Below are 19,680 nucleotides of genomic sequence, written 5' to 3'. Positions count from 1 at the left end.
CGACTTCATCGAAGACGCAGTCAGGAAGCGTTGCAAGTCAAGTACGATCGGAAGCGACGGTAAATCCGAAGCCGATTCGAAGACCGGCCGACCCGCCTCGACCCTCGCATGGGGCGGTCGCTCCACTGGCATTCGTAATGAAAGACGGTCCCACCTGCCGAAGTTGGGACGACTTCATTACCGTATCGGCCCAACGATGGGGCGGGTTGAGGGAGGAGTTGGTCTCTGGACGGTTAGCGGCATATCTTTATTCCGTGGGACGAGGCGACCTGGCCCCGAGAGCCGATTACCCGGGATCACCGGATGATCGTCTCGATGCCTGGCTTCGTACACTTCCGACATCGAAACCGAGTCATCCCGAGCTGGACGTTCATCCTCGTTCGTTGCGAGTGCGGGCAACGCCTGGGGCCACCACGCGTCAATCCTTCCGAGTGTCCAACGTCGGATTCCGGATGCTTCGATCGACGCTCCGAGTGGAACCGAACAATGCAGACTGGCTAATCATTACTCCGGAATATGTTCGAGAATTTTCCACCGTTGATGAAACCGAAGTGCCGTTCTCGATCGCGACTCCCGATTCGTTTCCAGGTCGGCTTCAAGCCACCATTGTGGTGGAAAGCAATGGAGGCAAGGCTCGCGTTGGGGTGGTGGTGGAGTCACCGATTCCCCGAGGCGAAGAACCTCTCGGGCCGTTCGAAGGTGGGAATCAAGGAAGTTGGTCGCCTGAGTTGCTTACAGATACGGTTACCGGATGGATCGCTCGTCGGGGTGGTCGATCGAGAATTCTGGGAGGAGCAGCACTTGGGTTCCTGTTGCGACTGGGGGTCGGGGCTGCCAGCGGGTTCACCTCGGTTGCCTTGCTACCGGGGCCAGCGGTGGTGCTTGGGGTGATCGGGGGCATCCTGGGAGGAATGGGATGCTTCAGGCGAGGCGGAGTGTGGGACATTCCTTCAGGTGTATTCTCAGGTGCGTTTTCAGGGATGCTGATTGCAATACTTCTTGTCGCAACCTGTCAAGCCGTGGAGCCCCTGTTCGGGGTGGGTACTTCCTCAAATCTGGTGATGCTCGTGCTGCTCTGGGGATTCCTTGGGGCTGGACTTGGTGCCGGGTCGTTGCGAGTCGTGCCCTATGCGGGTCGGAACCTGGGAAACGAGTCATGATGATGATTCGAGTCATGGGGTTGATCATCGCTTTCGGAGTCGTTTCTCCCCAGGCGATGGGGCAACATGCCGGTCTTGATCCGAGAATCGATGAGGCGATCTCCAAGGGGGTGGAGTATCTCAGGAGGGAGCAGTCGCGATCGGGACACTGGGATTATCGACTGGCGCATGACCATCGGCTTGGCATGACGGCGCTGTGTGGACTGGCGATGATGGAGAATGGGGTATCGACGGATGATGAGGCGATTGTTCGGGCTTCAGAGGTGGTGCGGGAGTTGGCGATTGCCTCGGATCAGACGTATGACCTGGCGCTCGCAATTCTGTTTCTGTCTCGACTTCAGGGGACGAACCGAGGAGAGCTCGACACGCTGATTCAACGTCTTGCTCGACGGCTCGAAGGTGGGCACAACAACGGATTCTGGTCGTATCGCGTTCCCCTGGGCACTTCATACGAAACCGGCTCGGCAGATCAAGGTGGGACAAGACCGCCACGTGAGACAGTGAGGTTCCTCGGTGGTCCGGGTGATCTCTCGAACACGCAGTTTGCGTTGCTCGGGATCTGGACGGGGGGACGTCACGAGTACAACTCGGACGCGGCGCTGGAGGCACTCGACGGTCATCTGCGCTCGACGGTGAATCCTGACGGCGGGTGGGGGTATCGGCCAGGGATCGCAAGTGCTCCCGCGATGACCTGTGCAGGCCTCATGGGGCTTGCGATCGCGGCATCGCGTCCTTCGCTCGCGGAGCGATTGACCTCTCTGGCACGTGGGGAAGCGTTGATTGCCGATCCTGTTTTTTTGCGGGCGCTTGACAGAGTTGCGGCCGATGCGAGGCTCATTGGGCCAGCGACGGATGTGTACTATCTCTGGTCGCTTGAACGGGTGTGCGTGGCGTTGGGATTGAGTACACTGAACGGGCTAGACTGGTATGAAATCGGAGCGGAGTCGCTACTGAATCGACAACTTCCGAACGGGGGTTGGCCTCCGGGGAGCTGGCAATCACTGCCGGAGACATGCCTTGCGCTGCTGTTCCTGCGAAAGTCAAACCTTGCCTTCGAGTTGGATCGGGTCTTGCGACTTCCAGGACCGGAGCAGGACGAGGTCGAGGAGGTTGATCGCCAGATTGTTCAGGCAGAAGAAACGACCGGGGACGACGCCGTTCGAGTCGTCATTCGCCAGGTGGATGAGTCGGCGTTCCCGGAGATTACGCTCGATTTCGAGGTGATTCGACCGGATGGGTCTGCGTTGGTCGATGCGGGTCAGGAGGATTTTCGCGTCACGGAATACGATCAACCTGTCGAGGTTCTTCGGTTCGAGGCTCCAACGTCTCGCGAGGTGAGGGAAACGACCGTCGTTCTGGTGGTTGACCAGAGCCGGAGCATGGAGGAGGAAAACCGGATCGGTGCGTTGAAAGAGGCCGTCCGGACGTTTCTCGGCGTCATGCCGATTGGGTCACGCGTGGCAGTAATTGCGTTCAGTGATGAGATTCGGGTGATTTGCCCGTTTACAACGGATGTGAGACGAGTCCAGGCATCTGTGGATGAGCTGCAACCGATGGGAGGAACGCGATATTATGATGCCGTGGTTGAAGCCCTCGAGTTGATTGCCTCGCAGTCGGGCCGGAGGGCCGTGCTTGCCATGACCGACGGAGAAGACACATTCAGTCGAGTGGCAGATCTGGATGAGACAATCCTTGCGGCTCGAAGACTCGGCTTGCCGGTCTTTACGCTCGGGCTTGGAAGCGAAGAGGAAATTGCCAGCAACGATCTCCGACGCCTGGCCGCCGAGACTCGGGGTCAATATTTGCCCGCGAGGAATGCCGACCAACTTCGTGCGATCTATGAGGAACTGGCGACTCGACTCGGTCAGTTGTATCAATTGGTGTACCGGACTGAACGTCCCTTGCCTGATGGAACATTGCGACCCGTCGCGGTGTATTATCGATCGGCCACAGTGGGAGCACAGGCGGAAGTCTTTATTCGAGGCATGGTGGTTCCGGCGGCGGGTTGGTCGCGATTGTTCTTGGTGCTGGTCGGGATTCTGTTGGGGCTTGCCGTGCTGCCGGGGTGGATTCGCTGGCGATCGGCAACGCGGTTGCGAGTGAATTGATGACGCCTCCTCCCCTGCGCTATCCATTGCCGACGATTGTGATCCTGGTCGTGCTGACGATCCTCGGTTGGCGAGGCAGGGACTGGCTTGCTGCGGCGAGTGCATCGGTCTGGGCGGGCATCGAACGACTTCGATCCGGCCCCCCATTTCCAGAGTCGAACGAGCCGATTCGCGTTGGGGGGCCGATCCTTCGGAAGGTTCTCTTACTGCGCGATGGAGTGGAGGCGACGGATGTTCCCGAGGGGAAACCTGTAGAAACGATCAGTCGTCGAATCTTTGCCGATGTCTATGATATCTGGCCCTTGAGCGGCGAGCCGACACATTATCGAATCGGCAATCGCCGGCCCATTGGCTGGGTCGAGGCTGGGGTGGTTCTTCCCTGGAACACACGGCTGGTTCTCTGTCCGACGGGGAGTTCACTCACGATGCGGGCCGATCCGGGAGACAGAGAAGTGAGCCCTCTTTCGCTCGATTCGGTTCCCTTTCCCGTGCTTGATTGGAGTTCCGAAGCGGTAAGGGTGGCGGTTTGGGAGCCAAGCGAGCCGTGGAGCAAGGTACAACGCAGGGGGTGGATTCGCATTCAGGATGTTCCACCTGAGACGTTCGGTGTGTTGGTCACACGATACGAGCTGCTTGAACTCCTACGACTTGCAATCGAACCGACCAGGGACGATTCTCCACCAGGTCGAATGATGGCGGTTCTGGGGATGCTTGGATCTGAGTCGAGACTTAACAATGAACAACGTGAGGCAGCCCGTCGCCAACTACCGGGTGAAATCCTGGGTGTTCGATCGATCGGAGACGACTCCGTGGAAGAACAACTTGGTCGGATCAACGAAGGCTGGAATCCCGACGTGTCATGGTCCGGAATCGCGTTTCAAGCAATCCCGTTGACAGCGATTCCTGCCCCGTGAAGAACCACAGGGCCGTCACCCTGAGCGATCTATCTCGGGGTGACGGCCCTGGTCAACGTTCCTGAGATTGATTAGCGGGAATCGGCCTCGGAATCGGTGCTCGGCGGCTCGTCCGCTTGACGATTCATCTCTCCGACCTTCATGGCAGGTGTTGCCGAATCTCGAACCAGCCCGATCGGGCTGGAGCCGTCTCGGATTTCGGAAAGCCGACGACGATAACGCTCATAGAGTTCCGTTTGGCGACTTTCAGGAGCGACGGGCCGACCTCTGATAATCAGGTGCTTGACCTCACTCGTCGGCTGGAGCAGATGTCCGGCGCTAATGATGAGGTTGGCTCGCTTGCCGGGCTCGATCGAGCCGAGTTGATCGTCAACACCGAAGATTTTCGCGGGAACCAAAGTCACAGCCTTGACGGCGTCTTCTTCAGACAGGCCGTACGCTACGGCCATCGCGGCTTCCATCGGGAGGTTGCGGACCTCCGACGCGTCACCGGTCGAGGTGATTGCCACGGTGACACCGGCCTCGACGAGCCAGGCGGGATTCGCATAAGCCGCGTCGTAGGGGTCATTTCGACCAGGATTTCGGTGGGTGCCGGTGATGAGAACCGGGACACCGGATTCCTTGATCCGACCTGCGACCTTCCATGCGTCTGCTCCTCCACTAATGATCGCCTTCAGGTTGAGTTCGTCGGACAAATCGAGGGCAGAAAGGATCTCTCCCCGGCCGTTGGCCGCGAAGACGACCGGCTTCTCTCCCCTCGCGTAGGGAACGAGGGCTTCCAGTCGAGGGTCGACCGGAGGGAATTCTCCTCGCTCAAGTGCGGTCCGGCGGATCTCGTCAAATCGAGTCGCCGAGCGGAACAGCTGCTTGAACTCATTAAGACGCTTTTCTCGGTCTCTAAAGCGTTCCCGATACCGATTGGCGAAATCTGCAGAAACGCGGCTAAGCACATCTTCCAGGTTTGCCGGAGGGGCAGGGGGGACATTCACGTAGAGTGCCAGCTCGTCATGCTGCACCATCTCGGACCAGACCCAACCGTTCAGGTCAATCAAGGCACCCTGTCCGGAAATGGTGCCTCCCGTGGGACGGACAAAACTGGAGAGGACACCAGCGATCCGGTTCGCAGCGATCAGGGCCGAATCCGCATTGATCGCCACGCTGGCGCGAAGTTCGGGCTGGTACGGAGCAAGTTCCTGGGCGTCCTGAGTGGCGGAGATGCTTCCGATCTCGTTCAGGCCAAGATCACTGCCAGAGTCGATCATCCCCGGCCAGACGTCGAGCCCAGCGAGGTTAATCGTGGAAGCTCCCTCGGGAACCGCCGTTTCCGCACCTCCGACCTCGGCAATCGTGTCACCCTTGATGATGATTGTACCGCCCTCGATGGTCGGGCCGGTGACGGGGTGAATCGTTGCGTTGATCAGGGCGTACATGCCGTCCGGGTTTGCTACGATCTCGACCTGTTGGGATCGGACCGCTTCGGAAGATTGAGGCATCTGCTCGTGATTGCCCGGTCGAGGACGAAGGATTGGACCGTCCTTGCCGTGGTAGCGCTGGAAGGCAACCTCGCCGTCGATCAGGGTGAGCTGGCACTGGGCGAAACCGTCCAGCGGGTGGGCATTAAACAACGCGATGTCGGCATCTTTGCCGACCTCAATCGAGCCGAGGCGGTGATCAAGCCCGAGTTCCCGAGCAGGGTTCAGGGTGATCATGGCGAGTGCCTGGTCCTCGGTGACACCACCGTAGCGGACCATCTTGGCAGCCTCGACAGAGAGGTGTCGAACCTCCTCGCCGCTGTCGCTCTTGATGCAAACCGCCGCGCCGGCCTCGGTAAGCAGGGCGGCATTGTGCGGAATCGCATCATAAGCCTCGACCTTATAGGCGTACCAGTCTGAGAAGGTCGAGTTGCTCGCGCCATGGGCGGCGATCTCGGCGGCAACCTTGTAGCCTTCAAGTACGTGCTGAAGCGATTGAACTTTCATTCCATAGCGTTCCGCGACGCGAAGGAGCATCAAGATTTCGTCCGCTCGATAACAATGGCTGTGAATCTTGATCGAACCGTCGAGGATGTTCGCAAGGGCTTCGAGCCGTAGATCACGGCGGAAGGGGGAAACGTCTTCGCCGCTGGCGATGGCGTCGGCAAAGGCCCGTCGCCGAGCTTGATAGTCTCGGGCTTCTTCGAAGGCTCGGACAAGGACCGCCTCGACACCAGGGCGTGTGTAAGGGAAACGTGCGGGGCGAGACTCGCGTTTCTGGGTGACATTCTCTCCGAGCGCGAACTTGACGCCCTGAGGGCCGTCTCGGACGATCAGATCGCGGGCAGCCTTACCGTAGACGAGCTTGATCACCGCATCCTGGCCACCAATGGTGTTGGCCGATCCGTGGAGCAAGCGGGCGGCGGTAACGCCTCCTGCCGCCCCCTGATAGATGGTCACGTCGTCACTGGTCACCACATCCTTAACGCGAACCTCGGGGTTGATCGAAAGCGAGCTCTCATTGAGACCTCCTTCAATTGCCATGTGCGAATGGGTGTCGATGATGCCGGGAAATGCGACCATCCCTTTCGCGTCTACGACGGTCAGGCCTTCGGGAGCTTCAATCGACTGGCCGATCTCGGCAATCTTCCCGTCCTTGATCAGGATGGACCCCTTTGGGATCGTCCCGTTGCTGACCGTGAGAATTGTCACGTCCTTAATCAAGACGTTCCCACCCGTAGAAAGGGAAGGTACGCGGTCCTCATCGAACTCAGTCGCGACATCAACAAACGGCACTTCGGCCTCGTCGGGTTCTTCCGAAGAATCGCCTTCGGACGTTGACTCAGTGCTGTCTTTGGTCGAGTCGTCGTCGGAACGATCAGGTCGATCCTGCGCGTTCCGACTGGAAGGACGTGGGCCATTACCTGCGTCCATTTCAAACTTTGCACCATCGACGAACAGGTAGCGGAGCTTGGCGTCCTTGGATCCGTACGATCCATCCCAGGCAACGAGGTGACCAAGCTTGCCGGGTTCGAGAGTGCCGAGGCGATCGGAAACTCCGGCGATCTGGGCGGCGTCGATCGTCAGGGCTTTGATGGCCGCGGCTTCATCGAGGCCGGCGTCGATTGCTTGCCTGACCTTGGCGTGAAAGTCCTCGACACGATTCAGACCATTGCTGGAAAAAGCAAAGGGAATCCCAGCTTCGGCCAGAGTGCCTGCGAGTTCCACTCGCTCGTCCCACCGTGCTTTGGACTGTTGAAGCTCTCGGAGGGGAGGATCGCGTTCGGCGAGGGGCTTCTCCCGGTACTCTGCCTCCGACGGAACTTCGGGCTCCTTTGGAAAATCCACCCGTAGCACGACCGGAGTCTTCGTGGCGTTCAACCGATCGAGGACCTTGGAGGCGTCACGACCACCGACGAGCACCGCACCGGTGCCGAACTCCTCCGCAAGATCGAGGACGCGGTGAATGGCATCCCGGCTGTCCGCCTGCCACCAGGCGGGCAAGGCGCCAGTTCGGGAGGCGTGGAGTGCTTCCAGGCCCGGATCGAAGGGCGGAAGCGGCCCACCCTTTTCACGGGCGTATTCGAGGAGTTTATGGTGGTAGTCGGCGTCGAGCATTGCTTGACGCAAGTGAGCAATGACCCCCATGAGAGCACCGGGATAACCTCCCGAATCGGGGGGGCCTGCGGCGGCCATGGCTTCTTCGATCAGGTGGATCAAGACCTCGTCCTGAGGACTGTGTGTATGTCCCGCGCAGTGCTCGTCATGGCGGATGCCAAAAACATCAAAGAGGCCGTACTCGCGTCCTCTGGGACTGGCGAGATTGAGATGCAAGGCGACCGATTCGGAGACGATTGACTCGCGTCGGCCGAACCCGCTGAGAGAAACCAGGGCACTCTGGCCGGTGGCAATGGCTCCGGACGGGGCCGAGAGCAAGGTGGTAAAGCCGAGCTTCCGTCGAGTCTGCACGGTGCTCTCGTCGAGCTTCAATGCTGAAGCGACCCGAAATTCCGGCGTCAAGCCGTTCCGGTTGTCGGGCGGGGTGCTCGCCTGTGCGAATTCGCGAAGCGGGATCGGCCGACTGAGGCCGGTGGCCGATCGAGGGACGTTCTCGTCCTGACCAATGGTTGTATAAAGATCAATAAATCCTGAATAAAGAACGAGCCCCTCTCCCTCGATCCTCTCGGCATCGTAGGGGACTTCAATTTCTGAGGTGGGTCCGACGGCCTCGATCAAACCGTCGCGAAGGACAACGGTTCCTTCCTCGATGGTGCGATCGGGGCTGGCGACGATCGTCGCCCCGGTAATGGCAAACGCTGCGGGACGATAGTCGGGTCGACGCTCGACGCCCTGTGCCCAACTGATCGACGGCGAAAGGAGGACGCAAAGGAGCGTCGCGGCGGTGATTGTGTCTCTACCCGATCGGGCAGGAGGCCGCGGTTCCGGGGGGCGAGTCATGATGTACGTCTCGAAATCCTTGGGAAGGACAAACGTCTTTGGGGAGGAGTCTCACAAGGCGGATCCAACGCGGCAATACCTCAGGAGAGGGAGACGAGGTCATTCACGACTGGATCGTGGCGTGTTCCCTACGTTATCCATCTTTGCGAATCGGTCGCAAGGTGTCGGGGAGGGAAGGGGGGACGAGACCAGGGGAGATTGGGTACAATCGAAGCGATATCGATCGTGGTCGAGATAGATCATTGAGGGCCCGTCGACCGTCCCTTGACGAGGGGTCCTGCTGGGAGCCGAGCATGTCGCTGGAGACCTTCGAGAACCAGTTTCCCGATCGGGATTACGAGATCGAGATCGTTTGCCCGGAGTTCACTGCCGTCTGTCCCAAGACCGGACAGCCAGACTTCGGAACCATTACGATTCATTACATTCCCGAAGCCCGGTGCATCGAGTTGAAATCGTTAAAGATGTACCTTCAATCGTATCGGGATCGAGGCATTTTCTACGAGAATTCGATCAACGTGATCCTCGACGATCTGGTGGCGGCCTGTAAGCCTCGACGAATGACGGTGATCGGGCAATTCACTCCTCGGGGGGGAATTTCGTCACGGATTACGGTGCAACATCAGGCGGCTTCGCCCTCCTCGACTGGCTGAGACGCTTCGGCCCTGAAACCCGAGAGGGACCGTTTATGCGACCGCCCATCTTGACACTCACCACCGACTTTGGCGGCGATGGTCCCTATGTGGCAGCGATGAAGGGGGTTGTGCTCTCCCAGGTGCCCAATGTGCAACTCGTGGATATTAGCCACCGGATCGGACCGCAGAATGTGCTGGAAGCCGCCTTTGTGCTGGCCTGCGTGGTGGACACATTCCCATCGGGAACGGTGCATCTCGGGGTAGTCGATCCAGGGGTGGGTACCCAGCGTCGGCTCATCGCCGCCCGGATGGCCGAACAGTGGTTCGTCCTCCCCGATAATGGGTTTCTGACGTACGTCGCCCGCAGCTACTCCGTGCAAGATGTCTTCGAGCTGGAAAACCGGGCAATTGCCCGCGAACCGGTTTCCAACACCTTTCATGGACGTGACCTGCTTGCCCCGGCGGCAGCTCATCTGCTGCTTGGTCGTCCTCCTCAGGAACTGGGTCCCCCGAGGCACGGCATCACACGACTTCCGGCCGTCGAACCTCGTCGAGACGGTGCCGAGGTCGTGGGAGAAGTGATCTTCAGCGACTCATTTGGGAACCTGATCACGAACGTTCCGGTCGAGATGCTGGGTGAGACGTCTCCGGAAGACTGGGACATCGAGATCGCCGGGCATCGGATCCCCGGGCTGACCCGGACCTATGGGCTGCAACCCCCCGGAACCTTGGTGAGCCTGGTTGGTAGTTCCGGATGGCTTGAAGTGTCTCTGGTCAATGGAGATGCCAGTCGTTTTCTCGACTGTGGCGCAGGGGCCACCGTCTGGTTCCGCAAGAAAGGATAATCCGCGGGAGACAGCCCGCTCGACACCATGCCCACCTCCCGCCCGGACTCTGACACCCTTCGCCGATGGGACATCGAGCATCTTTGGCACCCGTTTACCGCTCAGGCCGACTGGGCATCAGGGTCGCCCTTGATCATCGAGCGCGGAGACGGGGTTGAGCTGATTGATTCCGATGGCAACCGCTACCTCGACGGAGTCAGCTCGCTTTGGTGCAACGTCCACGGCCACCGGCACCCGACCATTGACGACGCGATCCGGGAGCAGCTCGACGCTATCGCCCACTCGACCCTTCTGGGCCTGACTCACCCAACGGCGATCGAACTGGCGAGGCGCCTTGTCGAACGGGCTCCCCAAGGTCTGACCCGCGTCTTTTACTCCGATAACGGAGCGACCGCCGTGGAGGTCGCGTTGAAGATGGCCTTTCAGTACTGGAGGCAGACGACCGCCCCCGAACCGGATCGTTCGATGTTCGTTGCGCTGGGGGGGGCCTATCACGGGGATACGCTCGGAGATGTGAGCCTGGGCGGTGTCGATCGCTTCCACACCATGTTCCGCCCCTTACTTTTTCCCGTGCTGAGGGCTCCGATTCCGTTTTGCTACCGATGTCCGTTGGGACTGGAGCGTTCGGAATGCGGGATCGCCTGCCTGGATGAGGTCGACCGCCTGCTCGGAGCGTATCCAGGGAAAGTCGCCGCGGTGGTCATCGAACCGATCGTGCAGGGAGCGGCCGGAATCGTCGTCCATCCAGAGGGCTATCTTCGTGGGCTCCGCGAGATCACCCAACGACACCGTACGCTGCTGATTGCCGATGAGGTCGCGGTGGGGTTTGGCCGCACCGGGACGATGTTCGCCTGCGATCAGGAAAACGTGACGCCGGACTTTCTGTGCCTGGCCAAGGGGATTACCGGTGGCACCCTACCTTTGGCCGCGACCTTGACAACCGAGGAAGTCTTTGCTGCCTTCGATGCTACTGCAGCCGAGGGGAAGACGTTCCAGCACGGTCATACTTACGGCGGCAATCCCCTGGGTGCGGCTGCGGCGTTGGCGACGCTCAGGGTCTTTGACGAGGAGCGGACCTTGGAGCAACTCGGCCCAAAGGTCGAATTGCTGCGGGAGCGATTGCGGGAATTCAATGCGCTTCGGCATGTCGGAGACATTCGCCAGCGAGGCCTGATGGCAGGCATCGAGTTGGTGCTTGATCCTGAATCAAAGGCCGAGTATCCGTGGCATCAGCAGGTCGGGCCTCGAGTCTGTCGCCGAGCAAGAGATTTCGGACTGCTGATTCGGCCGCTCGGCGATGTCCTGGTCGTGATGCCCCCGTTGAGCATCCATCATGATCAGCTCAATCGGATGATGGACATTATGCTTCACTGTGTTCGAGACGTGACGGAAGGCACGAGTTCTTGAGGGATGGGGAGTCGCAATGAACCTGCTCCAACCGTTTCCCTGATTGAATCAGGGAAACGGTTGGCGAGGGGCGATCAGCGGCGTGGTTCAGGGACTCCGACTCTCAGGAACCTCTGGGCACGAACATGAGGCAGACCGGAGAGGGCACCTCGACCTGGAACTCGGTTTGTTCCAGGGTGCCGTCGTCCTGATTGATCCGGAAAACGACGATTGAGCCCGTTGCCTGGTTCGCCGCAAGCAGAAACCGTCCGCTTGGGTCGATGACGAAGTTGCGCGGGGTGGAGCCGCCAGTCGATTGATGCCCGATCGGTGTCAGTGTGGCAGCCTTCTCGTCGATTCGGAACATGGCAATGCTATTGTGACCGCGGTTCGATCCGTACAGGAACTTGCCGGAAGGGTGGACGTGGATGTCGGCAGTGGAATTCGAGATGTCGGAGTCTGGGGGAAGGGTTGTGACGGTTTGCGTTTCCGTCAGCGTTCCAGCCTCGGAATCGAAGCGGAAGGCGGTAACGGTCGAATCCAGTTCGTTGATGCCGAAGGCAATCCGGTTGCTGGGATGAAAGTCGAAGTGTCTGGGCCCCGCGCCGGGCTGGACCGAGGAGGCGGGGGGATCGTTGGGGGTCAGAGAGTGGGATTCGGGATCGAAGCGGTAGACCAGGTACTTGTCGATTCCCAGATCGGCGGCCACGGCGAAGCGTTCGGTCGCGTCGAGGTTGATGGAGTGGGCGTGCGGACCTTCCTGGCGTCTCGGGTTGGGACCGGAACCTTCATGAGCAACGGCATTCGCCTCGCCGAGGGAACCGTCTGCCTCAATCGGTAATACCGCCACATTCCCACCGCTGTAGTTGGCGATCAGAACGTTCTTCCCTTCAGAATCGACAATGATGTGGCAAGGGGCGCCACCCTTGGAGGATTGCTGATTGATCAGGGTGAGCTTGCCGGCTTCGGGGTCGATGCGGAAGGCGCTGATGGCTCCACTCGATTCTCCCTCGTACTGGCCGACTTCATTGACGGCATAGAGAAGCGGTTTGCTCGGATGCAGTGCGAGGAAGGAGGGATTTTCGGTTGTCGCAACGACACCCTTCAAGGTGATCTGGCCGGAATCGGGGTCCATTTCCAGAAGGTTAATCCCCTGATCGTCTGATTCCGTGTAGGTTCCCACATAAATCTGCACAGGTTCGTTCTCCTGCCCGTGGGCCTCACTGACGCCGATATTGACCGCGAGGAGAGTGAGAAGCAGAGCGGATCGGTGATACATGGGGACGGACTCCGAGATGTGAATCAGCGAGAAGTCGCCCCTATCGCCGCCGGAGTTGGTCGGCACGCGAAGGGCCATCACTCGGCAGCTTACTCGGATCGGAACTGCGAAGCGAGTCTGCGATCGCCTCTGGTCAGATCGAGAACCTCAGCCGCGGATGCATCAGAAGTTGGAAATCATGACCGCGAGCAAGATCAGGACCACGACGATCGCAAGAATGGTGAACGTGATCCGGACCACACGATCGTCATCGGACTGGGTCGGAAGGGGAATGGCCGGGATATTCGGGTAGGAGCCGGAGTCGTCAGAATCCTCGTCGGTCAGTTCGTCATCGCGGAGAATCACGGCCGTTCGAGGAACGACGGGAGGTTTGCTCAGCGGGGCCGAGATCTCGGCTTCACCCAGGTCTCGGATCGCGCCAAGTGCAGAGAATTGACTGGGATCGCCGTCGAGGCGAAAGTCGTTGTCGTCCAGCTCGGGAGGAGGAGGGCGAAAGGTCCGTTTGGAACCGGAGGTCAATTGCTGGAGCGACCGGGGATCGGTCCAACGCGACAGATCGGCGCGGAGTTCGAGAGCCGACTGATGTCGGTCCTCGGGCTGCTTGGCCATGGCCTTGGCGACCAGGGCGGCAAAGGCGGGAGGGATGTCCGGGCAGAGTTTTTCAAGGGGATCAGGATCTTCCATCCGGTGGCGGAAGATTTTGCTCACAATATCTCCACCCTCAAACGGTGGCCGGCCGGCAAGGGCGAAATAGATCGTGCAGCCGGTACTGTAAAGATCACTCCGGCTATCGGCTCCAGAGGCGTCGGCAAGCTGTTCGGGGCTGGCGTAATCGAGCGTCCCGACCACCGCGTTCGGGTGGGTCAAGGCCCCTTCTTCGCCCATCGACTTGGCCAGCCCAAGGTCAAGGATCTTGGCGTCTCCTTCGGGCGTGACCATCAGGTTTGAGGGCTTGATGTCGCGATGAACGAGCCCCGCCTCATGCGCTGCATGCAACCCGGAGAGAACGCGAACGAAATATCGAGCCGCCTCGTCGAATCGAAGCGGACCGGAACCACCATGAATGCCTCGGACAAGGTTGTAAAGACTGTCTCCCGGCACGTACTCCATGACCATGTAGTGCGCGTCGCCTACCGACCCGACTTCGAGGGTGCGGGTGAGGTTTGGATGACGAACTCGCCTCGACAACTCCATCTCGCGGTAGAACCGTCGCAGGGCCTGTTCGTCTTCAAGAGCCTTTTTCGGGGGAAGGACCTTGATGGCGACCCGGAGATGATCACGTTCCCGGCGAGCGAGGTAAACCTTACCCATCCCGCCTTCGCCGAGCCGCTTCATAATTCGGTAATCACCCAGGAAGAAGCCCCAGGTCCGACCATTGAGCAGTTTGTTGGCCTGATATCGGGTCAGCAATCCGCGATCGACGAGCATCCGGGCGAACGCAACGGCATCATCCTCGGTTCCTGGAGCGAGTCCTCTTCGAAGGCGCTCAATCTCCTCAGACGGGAGCAGGCGGCTCTTGATCAGGCAGTGAACGAAGGTGTCGAGCCGGAGCATGGGCCAGGGGACCTTTGGGGAAGACCCGGGTCGAAGAAAGAGACATCGACCCTTCCGCCTGGCAAGCCTTGAGGGTCGGGCAACACAATCGCGTCGAACGTGTCCGGTCAGCCAGCGTGCTCGGCGGTCGGCTGCTGCTGGGTCTCGTCGATCAAGGCCTCGACGGTGATGACCATGCAAGTAACATTATCACGAGACTCGTTGTGCAAGGCTGTTCGGACCATCTGCTGAGCAATCGCGTGCGGGTCATCCTGCCGTCCGAGCATGTCGGCCAGCGTTTCGTCGGTCACGACGCCCGTTAATCCATCGGAGGCCAGAAGAAAACGATCCCCGGGAAGAAGGTCATCAACCCGGATATCTTCCGGACCGTCTCGAGCCTCGGGACTTCCAAGATAAAGGTAGAGCACGTGACGAAACTGGTGGTTTCGAGCTTCCTCCGGACGGATGGTTCCCGCCGAGATGAGGGCTGAGGCGAGGTCGTGATCCCGGGTCAACCGATCAAGCGCTTTCCCCCGAAGCCGATAGGCTCGCGAGTCACCAATCCCAGTTACCAGGGCTCGTCCAGGCCGGAAGACAGCAAGAACGACCGTTGTTCCCATGTTCGAACATTCAGGAACCACATGAGCCTGAGCAATGATCTCGCGGTTTGCCGCGGCGATTGCCTGGCGAATTGCTTCCTGATCACTCTGACCATCACATCTCGAGAAGAGTTCCTTGGGGATCAACTCCACCGCGATCCGACTGGCCTGCTCGCCTGCAAGTTGCCCTCCCATGCCGTCTGCCACGATGAACGGGCCTGCAAGGTCCGAGCGAGTCATGCCGTGCTGGCCTGTTCGGGCATTCCCATTGTCGAGAGTAATGGAACTCTCCGAGTCCGCGGGCTGAAGGACGATTTCGACACTTGAATCCAGGCCCTTCGGCCACGAGGCAAGGGTGCCATACCCGGGAACATAGAAGTTGTCTTCGTTGTGTTCGCGAACATTCCCGGTCGTGGTGACGACACCAATCCGCAGACGAAGCCGACGTGGTGTTCCAGAGGGGTCGAGGCCTCGGGAACTTCCCACGCGAGTTCCCGAGGTTGAGGAGAGCCCACGGGTGGAGTTGGGTTGCCAGAGTCGCTTCAGCCAGTTCTTCAAGGACACCGGATTCCCTTTGCGAACTCGCGGCGAGGGAAAGGCGAGAGAGAAACACGCAGCAACGATCAGTCCAGCCTTCGATCGATCATGATCCTGAGCGATGACTCGTTCCATGCTCAGCCGGAGCAGGGGCCGCCCATCGCATCAGATCCTCCACGCCGAATGATCGATAGTGCATGAACAATTCACCGGCCTCGAACCCCGCCGTCAAACCAAAATAGCGATTCATCATTTCGACGGTTTGAAAGAGCCGCGCTTTCGAGGGGGGAAACTGAGTTTCGTACGCCTTGATTGCGTCAAGCTTCCGGTCGAGGGTGTCGCCGATATCCGCCACAATGTACCCGGAAGAATCCGGGGCATCCAGGCGATGCAAGGCAATGGGAAAACTGAGTTGATTGGCGATTGTATGCGGCGGCAGACCTTCGAAATATTCGTCCCATTTCGACAAGCGACTATAGAAAACTGCCGCATCGGTCATGAGCATGGCCTGATAGTGGTCGGGTGAGGCGAGAACTGTCTTGCCTCCGAACCCGAGTACCACCCGAGGCCGGTATCGTCGAAACACTTTTGCCAGGGCGATCCGATGCTCAAATCCATCAAAGAGCCGACGGTTGGGAAGGTTCAAGCTGACCCGAACCGAGACGCCCAGAATTTTCGCCGCTCGCTGCGCCTCACGAGCCCGAATGTCAGGGCCGGCAGAACCGGGTGTCGGTTCCCCATCCGTCAGATCAACCATCCCGACACGATAGCCCAGATCGGAGAGTCGCGCTAGGGTCCCTCCACAGGCAATTTCAAGATCGTCGGGATGAGCCCCGACGGCAATCAGGTCCAACGGGAGGTCATCCGACTCGACCATGGCATCTATCCGATTCTGGCGAATGGCCTAGCTCTTTGAGTGAAGTCTAGCCTGTATCGATCGTAAGGTCAATAACTGAATGCCATTACGGCTTGATTGCTGACCAGGGACGTTCCAATCCAGGTCACGATTTTGGGAGGTAGGGACATTGCCTCGCATCCGGTGACTGCATCATCTGGCCTTCAATTGATGAACGGAATGTTGCGTCGATCGTAAGGTGCACGTGTAGATAGTGTTCTCGGTGAGACGGTCAGAAGGATCTTGAAAATATGGGGGATTTGTCCACACCCTATAGCGAGAGTCTTCTCAATGCTGTCGGGTCGTCCCAACCAGGGCTCAACCTCAGGAAGTCGCCGATGTTCGCTCTCTTGATTGCTCAGCAGGATGGGAACAATACCTTCGTCCTGCTCGTGTTTCTTGTCTTGTTTGTCTCGATCATCAGTTTGTTTGCCTTCATCCTGTTTGCCAAGTACTTCAACCTCTGGATCCAGTCCAAAACGACCAACGCCAACATCGGGCTGATCGAATTGATCGGGATGACGTTTCGAAAGGTCAATCCCAACATCATCGTTCGCTCGAAGATCATGGCCGTTCAGGCAGGGGTGACCGACCGCGACGGGGTGACACGACAGAACCTCGAGGCGCATTATCTTGCCGGTGGGAATGTCATGAATGTCATCCGAGCCTTAATCGCCGCGCAGCGGGCCGATATCCCGTTGACCTACAAGCGTGCCGCCGCGATCGATCTGGCCGGAAGAAACGTGCTTGAGGCGATTCAGACCAGCGTCAATCCAAAGGTGATCGACTGCCCTGATCCCGCCAAGGGCAGGCAGACCGTCGACGCGGTCGCCAAGGATGGAATCCAGCTCAAGACCAAGGCTCGTGTCACGGTCCGGACGAACATCGACCGCCTGGTGGGTGGTGCCACCGAGGAAACGATCATCGCCCGAGTGGGAGAGGGGATCGTCACCACCATCGGCTCGGCCGAGACACACAAGACCGTGCTCGAAAATCCGGATATGATTTCCAAGCGAGTGCTGGAGAAGGGGCTAGACGCGGGCACAGCCTTCGAGATCCTCTCAATCGATATTGCCGATATCGACGTCGGTGACAACATCGGTGCTCGATTGCAAGCCGATCAGGCAGAAGCGGACATGCGCGTCGCTCGCGCCAAGGCAGAGGAACGACGCGCCGCCGCCATCGCGCTAGAGCAAGAGAATCTTGCTGCCGTCCAGGAAAATCGGGCTAAGGTCGTCGCCGCAGAGGCCGAGGTGCCCAAGGGGATTGCCGAGGCCTTCCGTAGAGGGCAACTGGGCATCGGCGATTACTACTCGCTGAAGAATGTTCAGGCCGATACCGAGATGCGTGCAGCCATCGCCGGTACCGGGACCAACGCTCGCCGGACGCTTGACTCAGGATCGGCCGACTGAACGAAGATCAATCGGAGCGCTGGGGGCCGATCGTCTTTCCAGGAACGTCAGCCCCCGACTTCCCGATCACTCGAGGACGAGTGATCGGGCACACCATTTCGTGGTCGACAACCTGAATGGATCGCCGGACTGCTCACGGTTCGCCAGGAATGGAGCCCTCGACTCGACGAGGAGTCTCATAGGCTCGAATGCCCCCCGCTCCATTTTGATGGCAGGCAGACCCTTCGAGTTCGAGATCATAGAGTTGCTGGCCGGCCGGCGTGGGATAGCGCCCAGTGACGCAGGCCAGGCAGAGGTGGTTCGGCGAGAGGCCAATGGAGCGGGCAATGGCATCGACCGGAAGATAGCGCAGGCTATCAGCGCCGAGTTCCTGGGCCAGACGATTTTGGGCCTCTTCGGAAAGCCCGCCATCCGGGAGGTCGGCATACTGCGGTGCGATCAGTTCGTCCCTCGTGGACATGTCGATGCCGTAGAAGCAGGGAGCAATGATCGGAGGGCAAGCGACTCGCAAATGAATTTCACGAGCTCCCCCTCGGCGACGAATCTCATGAACGAGCGCTCGCATGGTCGTCGATCGGACAATGCTGTCCTCGACGAGGAGCACCCGCTTGCCGGAAAGGACCTCGGGCAGGGGGGTGTATTTCAGCCTGACCTTGGCCTCCCGATCAGCGGTTCCTTCGATGAAGGTACGGCCGAGATAACGATTGCGCATCAAGCCCTCGACCGAGGGTAAGTTCAGCTCAAAGCCCATCGCGTCGGCGGCCCCTTTGGCCGTGTCGGGCACGGGAACCACGATGGTTTCGGCATCACGAGGCACGTCTTCCAGTCGTGCCAGTTCGCGGCCGAGTCGGGCTCGGCTGAGATACACCGAGCAGTCGTCGAGTGTGCTGGCGACGTTGGCGAAGTAAATCCACTCGAAGAAGCAGTGAGCGCGCCTCGGCGTTGCGGCAAATTTCGCGACCCGAACGGAGTGGCGATCGACGACGGCAAGATGCCCCGGGGGGAGGGACTCGATCCGGGTAAACCCGAGATTCGAGAGGGGCACGCTCTCGCTTGCCGCCGCAAAGAGCGAGCCCTCGCGGGCCACACATAAAGGCCGAAGACCCAGCGGATCGCGAGCCACGATGAGTTGACCGGTCGCGGAGAGCAAGACGATGTTATAAGCGCCGTCGAATCGCTTGGAGAGGCGGGTAAACACGCCAACCCAGTCGATCTCAGGCCCTTCGTTTTGCAACTCGTAGCTGATCGAATGCATCAAGATTTCGGTATCCGTGTCTCGCTTCAGGTGATAGTCTCCCTGAGCGAGCAGCTCCTCCTTCAATTCCTTGAAATTCGTGAGCTGACCATTGAAGGCCACGGCAAACCATTTGGACTTGCGCCCGTGAGCCCGCTCGAAGGGCTGCGCCAGACTCCGCTGATCTCCGCCGCAAGTGGCATAACGGACATGGCCAATGGCCGCAGGTCCGTCCATGCCTCGCATGATTGATTCAAACTTGGCGCGATGGTTGAGTCGAAATGCTTCGGCGACCGTGCCGAGTTGTTTGTATGTCTCCAGAATCGCGTCGCGACGAGGATGATAACTGGTCATCCCGGCGGCAAGCTGTCCCCGATTCTGCATGTCGAGCAGCATCCGAGGAATCAGGCGAGCCGTGTGTTCCGGTGATCGAGGAGTTTGCGCGACTGGTGGGCCGTGTTCGTGGTCGAGATGGGCAATGGCAGCCACGCCGCATTCGTGATGAAGTTCACCCATGGTCGCGAAGGTCCTACCGGTCTTACGGTGGGGGGGGAGAGCCCTGCGATAGGCCGTTCGAGAGATCCGGCGAGCAACCAGTTGCCTTCTCATCGAAGAGAACGATTGCATCGACTTCGAGTGCCCTGGGCCTTGAAGCAAACTTCATTATAATCGGGCACCTGGAGAGACTCAATTGCGGGAGACGCCTGGACTCGGCG

General features: G+C 59.5%; 13 protein-coding genes. 7 read left to right on the top strand and 6 right to left on the bottom strand.

Translation table 11 applies throughout. The features are described 5' to 3' along the window. Positions 1–452: 452 nt before the first annotated feature. The 3 genes from HG800_RS27735 to HG800_RS24115 are packed head-to-tail and all read left to right on the top strand — an operon-like array spanning position 453 to position 4,182. Entirely contained in the window at positions 453–1,160 is a 708-nt protein-coding gene (locus HG800_RS27735) for a hypothetical protein (RefSeq protein ID WP_235963930.1), read from the top strand. Next, positions 1,157–3,268 (top strand): VWA domain-containing protein, encoded by a 2,112-nt coding sequence (locus tag HG800_RS24120; protein WP_169980408.1) that lies wholly within the window; start codon positions 1,157–1,159, stop codon positions 3,266–3,268. Before HG800_RS27735 ends, HG800_RS24120 begins: the two co-directional genes overlap by 4 nt. Then, complete coding sequence (locus HG800_RS24115; RefSeq protein ID WP_169980406.1) at positions 3,268–4,182, top strand: hypothetical protein; 915 nt, start codon at positions 3,268–3,270, stop codon at positions 4,180–4,182. The genes HG800_RS24120 and HG800_RS24115 overlap by 1 nt, the downstream gene beginning before the upstream one ends. Positions 4,183–4,253: 71 nt before the next feature. On the opposite strand, the gene HG800_RS24110 is transcribed toward HG800_RS24115, so the two are convergent. After that, a complete protein-coding gene (locus HG800_RS24110; protein ID WP_169980404.1) occupies positions 4,254–8,612 on the bottom strand; it encodes an amidohydrolase family protein in 4,359 nt (1,452 codons plus the stop codon). Positions 8,613–8,905: 293 nt separating this feature from the next. Here HG800_RS24110 and queF point away from each other — a divergent pair, with 293 nt between their 5' ends. The 3 genes from queF to bioA are packed head-to-tail and all read left to right on the top strand — an operon-like array spanning position 8,906 to position 11,496. Beyond that, positions 8,906–9,262 carry a preQ(1) synthase gene (gene queF, locus HG800_RS24105; RefSeq protein WP_169980402.1) on the top strand — a complete coding sequence of 119 codons (357 nt, stop codon included), beginning with the start codon at positions 8,906–8,908 and terminating at the stop codon, positions 9,260–9,262. Positions 9,263–9,297: 35 nt separating this feature from the next. After that, entirely contained in the window at positions 9,298–10,089 is a 792-nt protein-coding gene (locus tag HG800_RS24100; protein ID WP_169980400.1) for an SAM hydrolase/SAM-dependent halogenase family protein, read from the top strand. 27 nt (positions 10,090–10,116) lie between these two features. Continuing rightward, on the top strand, positions 10,117–11,496 hold the full coding sequence (gene bioA / locus HG800_RS24095) for an adenosylmethionine--8-amino-7-oxononanoate transaminase (RefSeq protein ID WP_169980398.1): 1,380 nt from the start codon (positions 10,117–10,119) through the stop codon (positions 11,494–11,496). A gap of 103 nt (positions 11,497–11,599) precedes the next feature. On the opposite strand, the gene HG800_RS24090 is transcribed toward bioA, so the two are convergent. The 4 genes from HG800_RS24090 to HG800_RS24075 form a co-directional block, all read right to left on the bottom strand. Then, positions 11,600–12,754: a lactonase family protein gene (locus tag HG800_RS24090; RefSeq protein ID WP_169980396.1), complete on the bottom strand. Its 1,155-nt coding sequence runs from the start codon at positions 12,752–12,754 to the stop codon at positions 11,600–11,602. A 162-nt stretch (positions 12,755–12,916) separates the two neighbouring features. Next, a complete protein-coding gene (locus HG800_RS24085; RefSeq protein ID WP_169980394.1) occupies positions 12,917–14,308 on the bottom strand; it encodes a serine/threonine-protein kinase in 1,392 nt (463 codons plus the stop codon). A gap of 107 nt (positions 14,309–14,415) precedes the next feature. Next, positions 14,416–15,372 (bottom strand): PP2C family protein-serine/threonine phosphatase, encoded by a 957-nt coding sequence (locus HG800_RS24080; protein WP_169980392.1) that lies wholly within the window; start codon positions 15,370–15,372, stop codon positions 14,416–14,418. A gap of 157 nt (positions 15,373–15,529) precedes the next feature. Continuing rightward, positions 15,530–16,300, bottom strand: a complete 771-nt coding sequence (locus HG800_RS24075) for a PIG-L family deacetylase (protein ID WP_169980389.1) — start codon at positions 16,298–16,300, stop codon at positions 15,530–15,532. Positions 16,301–16,656: 356 nt separating this feature from the next. Here HG800_RS24075 and floA point away from each other — a divergent pair, with 356 nt between their 5' ends. Then, positions 16,657–17,730: a flotillin-like protein FloA gene (gene floA / locus HG800_RS24070; RefSeq protein WP_169980387.1), complete on the top strand. Its 1,074-nt coding sequence runs from the start codon at positions 16,657–16,659 to the stop codon at positions 17,728–17,730. Between the two features lie 133 nt (positions 17,731–17,863). Here the strand turns inward: floA and HG800_RS24065 are convergent, their stop codons facing one another. Then, positions 17,864–19,480: an amidophosphoribosyltransferase gene (locus tag HG800_RS24065; protein ID WP_169980385.1), complete on the bottom strand. Its 1,617-nt coding sequence runs from the start codon at positions 19,478–19,480 to the stop codon at positions 17,864–17,866. Between the last annotated feature and the right edge of the window lie 200 nt (positions 19,481–19,680).

It is taken from the genome of Tautonia rosea, from assembly GCF_012958305.1.
Taxonomy (GTDB): Bacteria; Planctomycetota; Planctomycetia; order Isosphaerales; family Isosphaeraceae; genus Tautonia; species Tautonia rosea.
This window is presented reverse-complemented; position numbering and strand designations above follow the sequence as displayed.

Coding starts and splice junctions, on each gene's coding strand:
- HG800_RS27735 (WP_235963930.1), top strand. CDS start 453: ATGCTTCGATCGACGCTCCGAGTGGAACCGAACAATGCAGACTGGCTA.
- HG800_RS24120 (WP_169980408.1), top strand. CDS start 1,157: ATGATGATGATTCGAGTCATGGGGTTGATCATCGCTTTCGGAGTCGTT.
- HG800_RS24115 (WP_169980406.1), top strand. CDS start 3,268: ATGACGCCTCCTCCCCTGCGCTATCCATTGCCGACGATTGTGATCCTG.
- HG800_RS24110 (WP_169980404.1), bottom strand. CDS start 8,612: ATGACTCGCCCCCCGGAACCGCGGCCTCCTGCCCGATCGGGTAGAGAC.
- queF (WP_169980402.1), top strand. CDS start 8,906: ATGTCGCTGGAGACCTTCGAGAACCAGTTTCCCGATCGGGATTACGAG.
- HG800_RS24100 (WP_169980400.1), top strand. CDS start 9,298: ATGCGACCGCCCATCTTGACACTCACCACCGACTTTGGCGGCGATGGT.
- bioA (WP_169980398.1), top strand. CDS start 10,117: ATGCCCACCTCCCGCCCGGACTCTGACACCCTTCGCCGATGGGACATC.
- HG800_RS24090 (WP_169980396.1), bottom strand. CDS start 12,754: ATGTATCACCGATCCGCTCTGCTTCTCACTCTCCTCGCGGTCAATATC.
- HG800_RS24085 (WP_169980394.1), bottom strand. CDS start 14,308: ATGCTCCGGCTCGACACCTTCGTTCACTGCCTGATCAAGAGCCGCCTG.
- HG800_RS24075 (WP_169980389.1), bottom strand. CDS start 16,300: ATGGTCGAGTCGGATGACCTCCCGTTGGACCTGATTGCCGTCGGGGCT.
- floA (WP_169980387.1), top strand. CDS start 16,657: ATGTTCGCTCTCTTGATTGCTCAGCAGGATGGGAACAATACCTTCGTC.
- HG800_RS24065 (WP_169980385.1), bottom strand. CDS start 19,480: ATGGGTGAACTTCATCACGAATGCGGCGTGGCTGCCATTGCCCATCTC.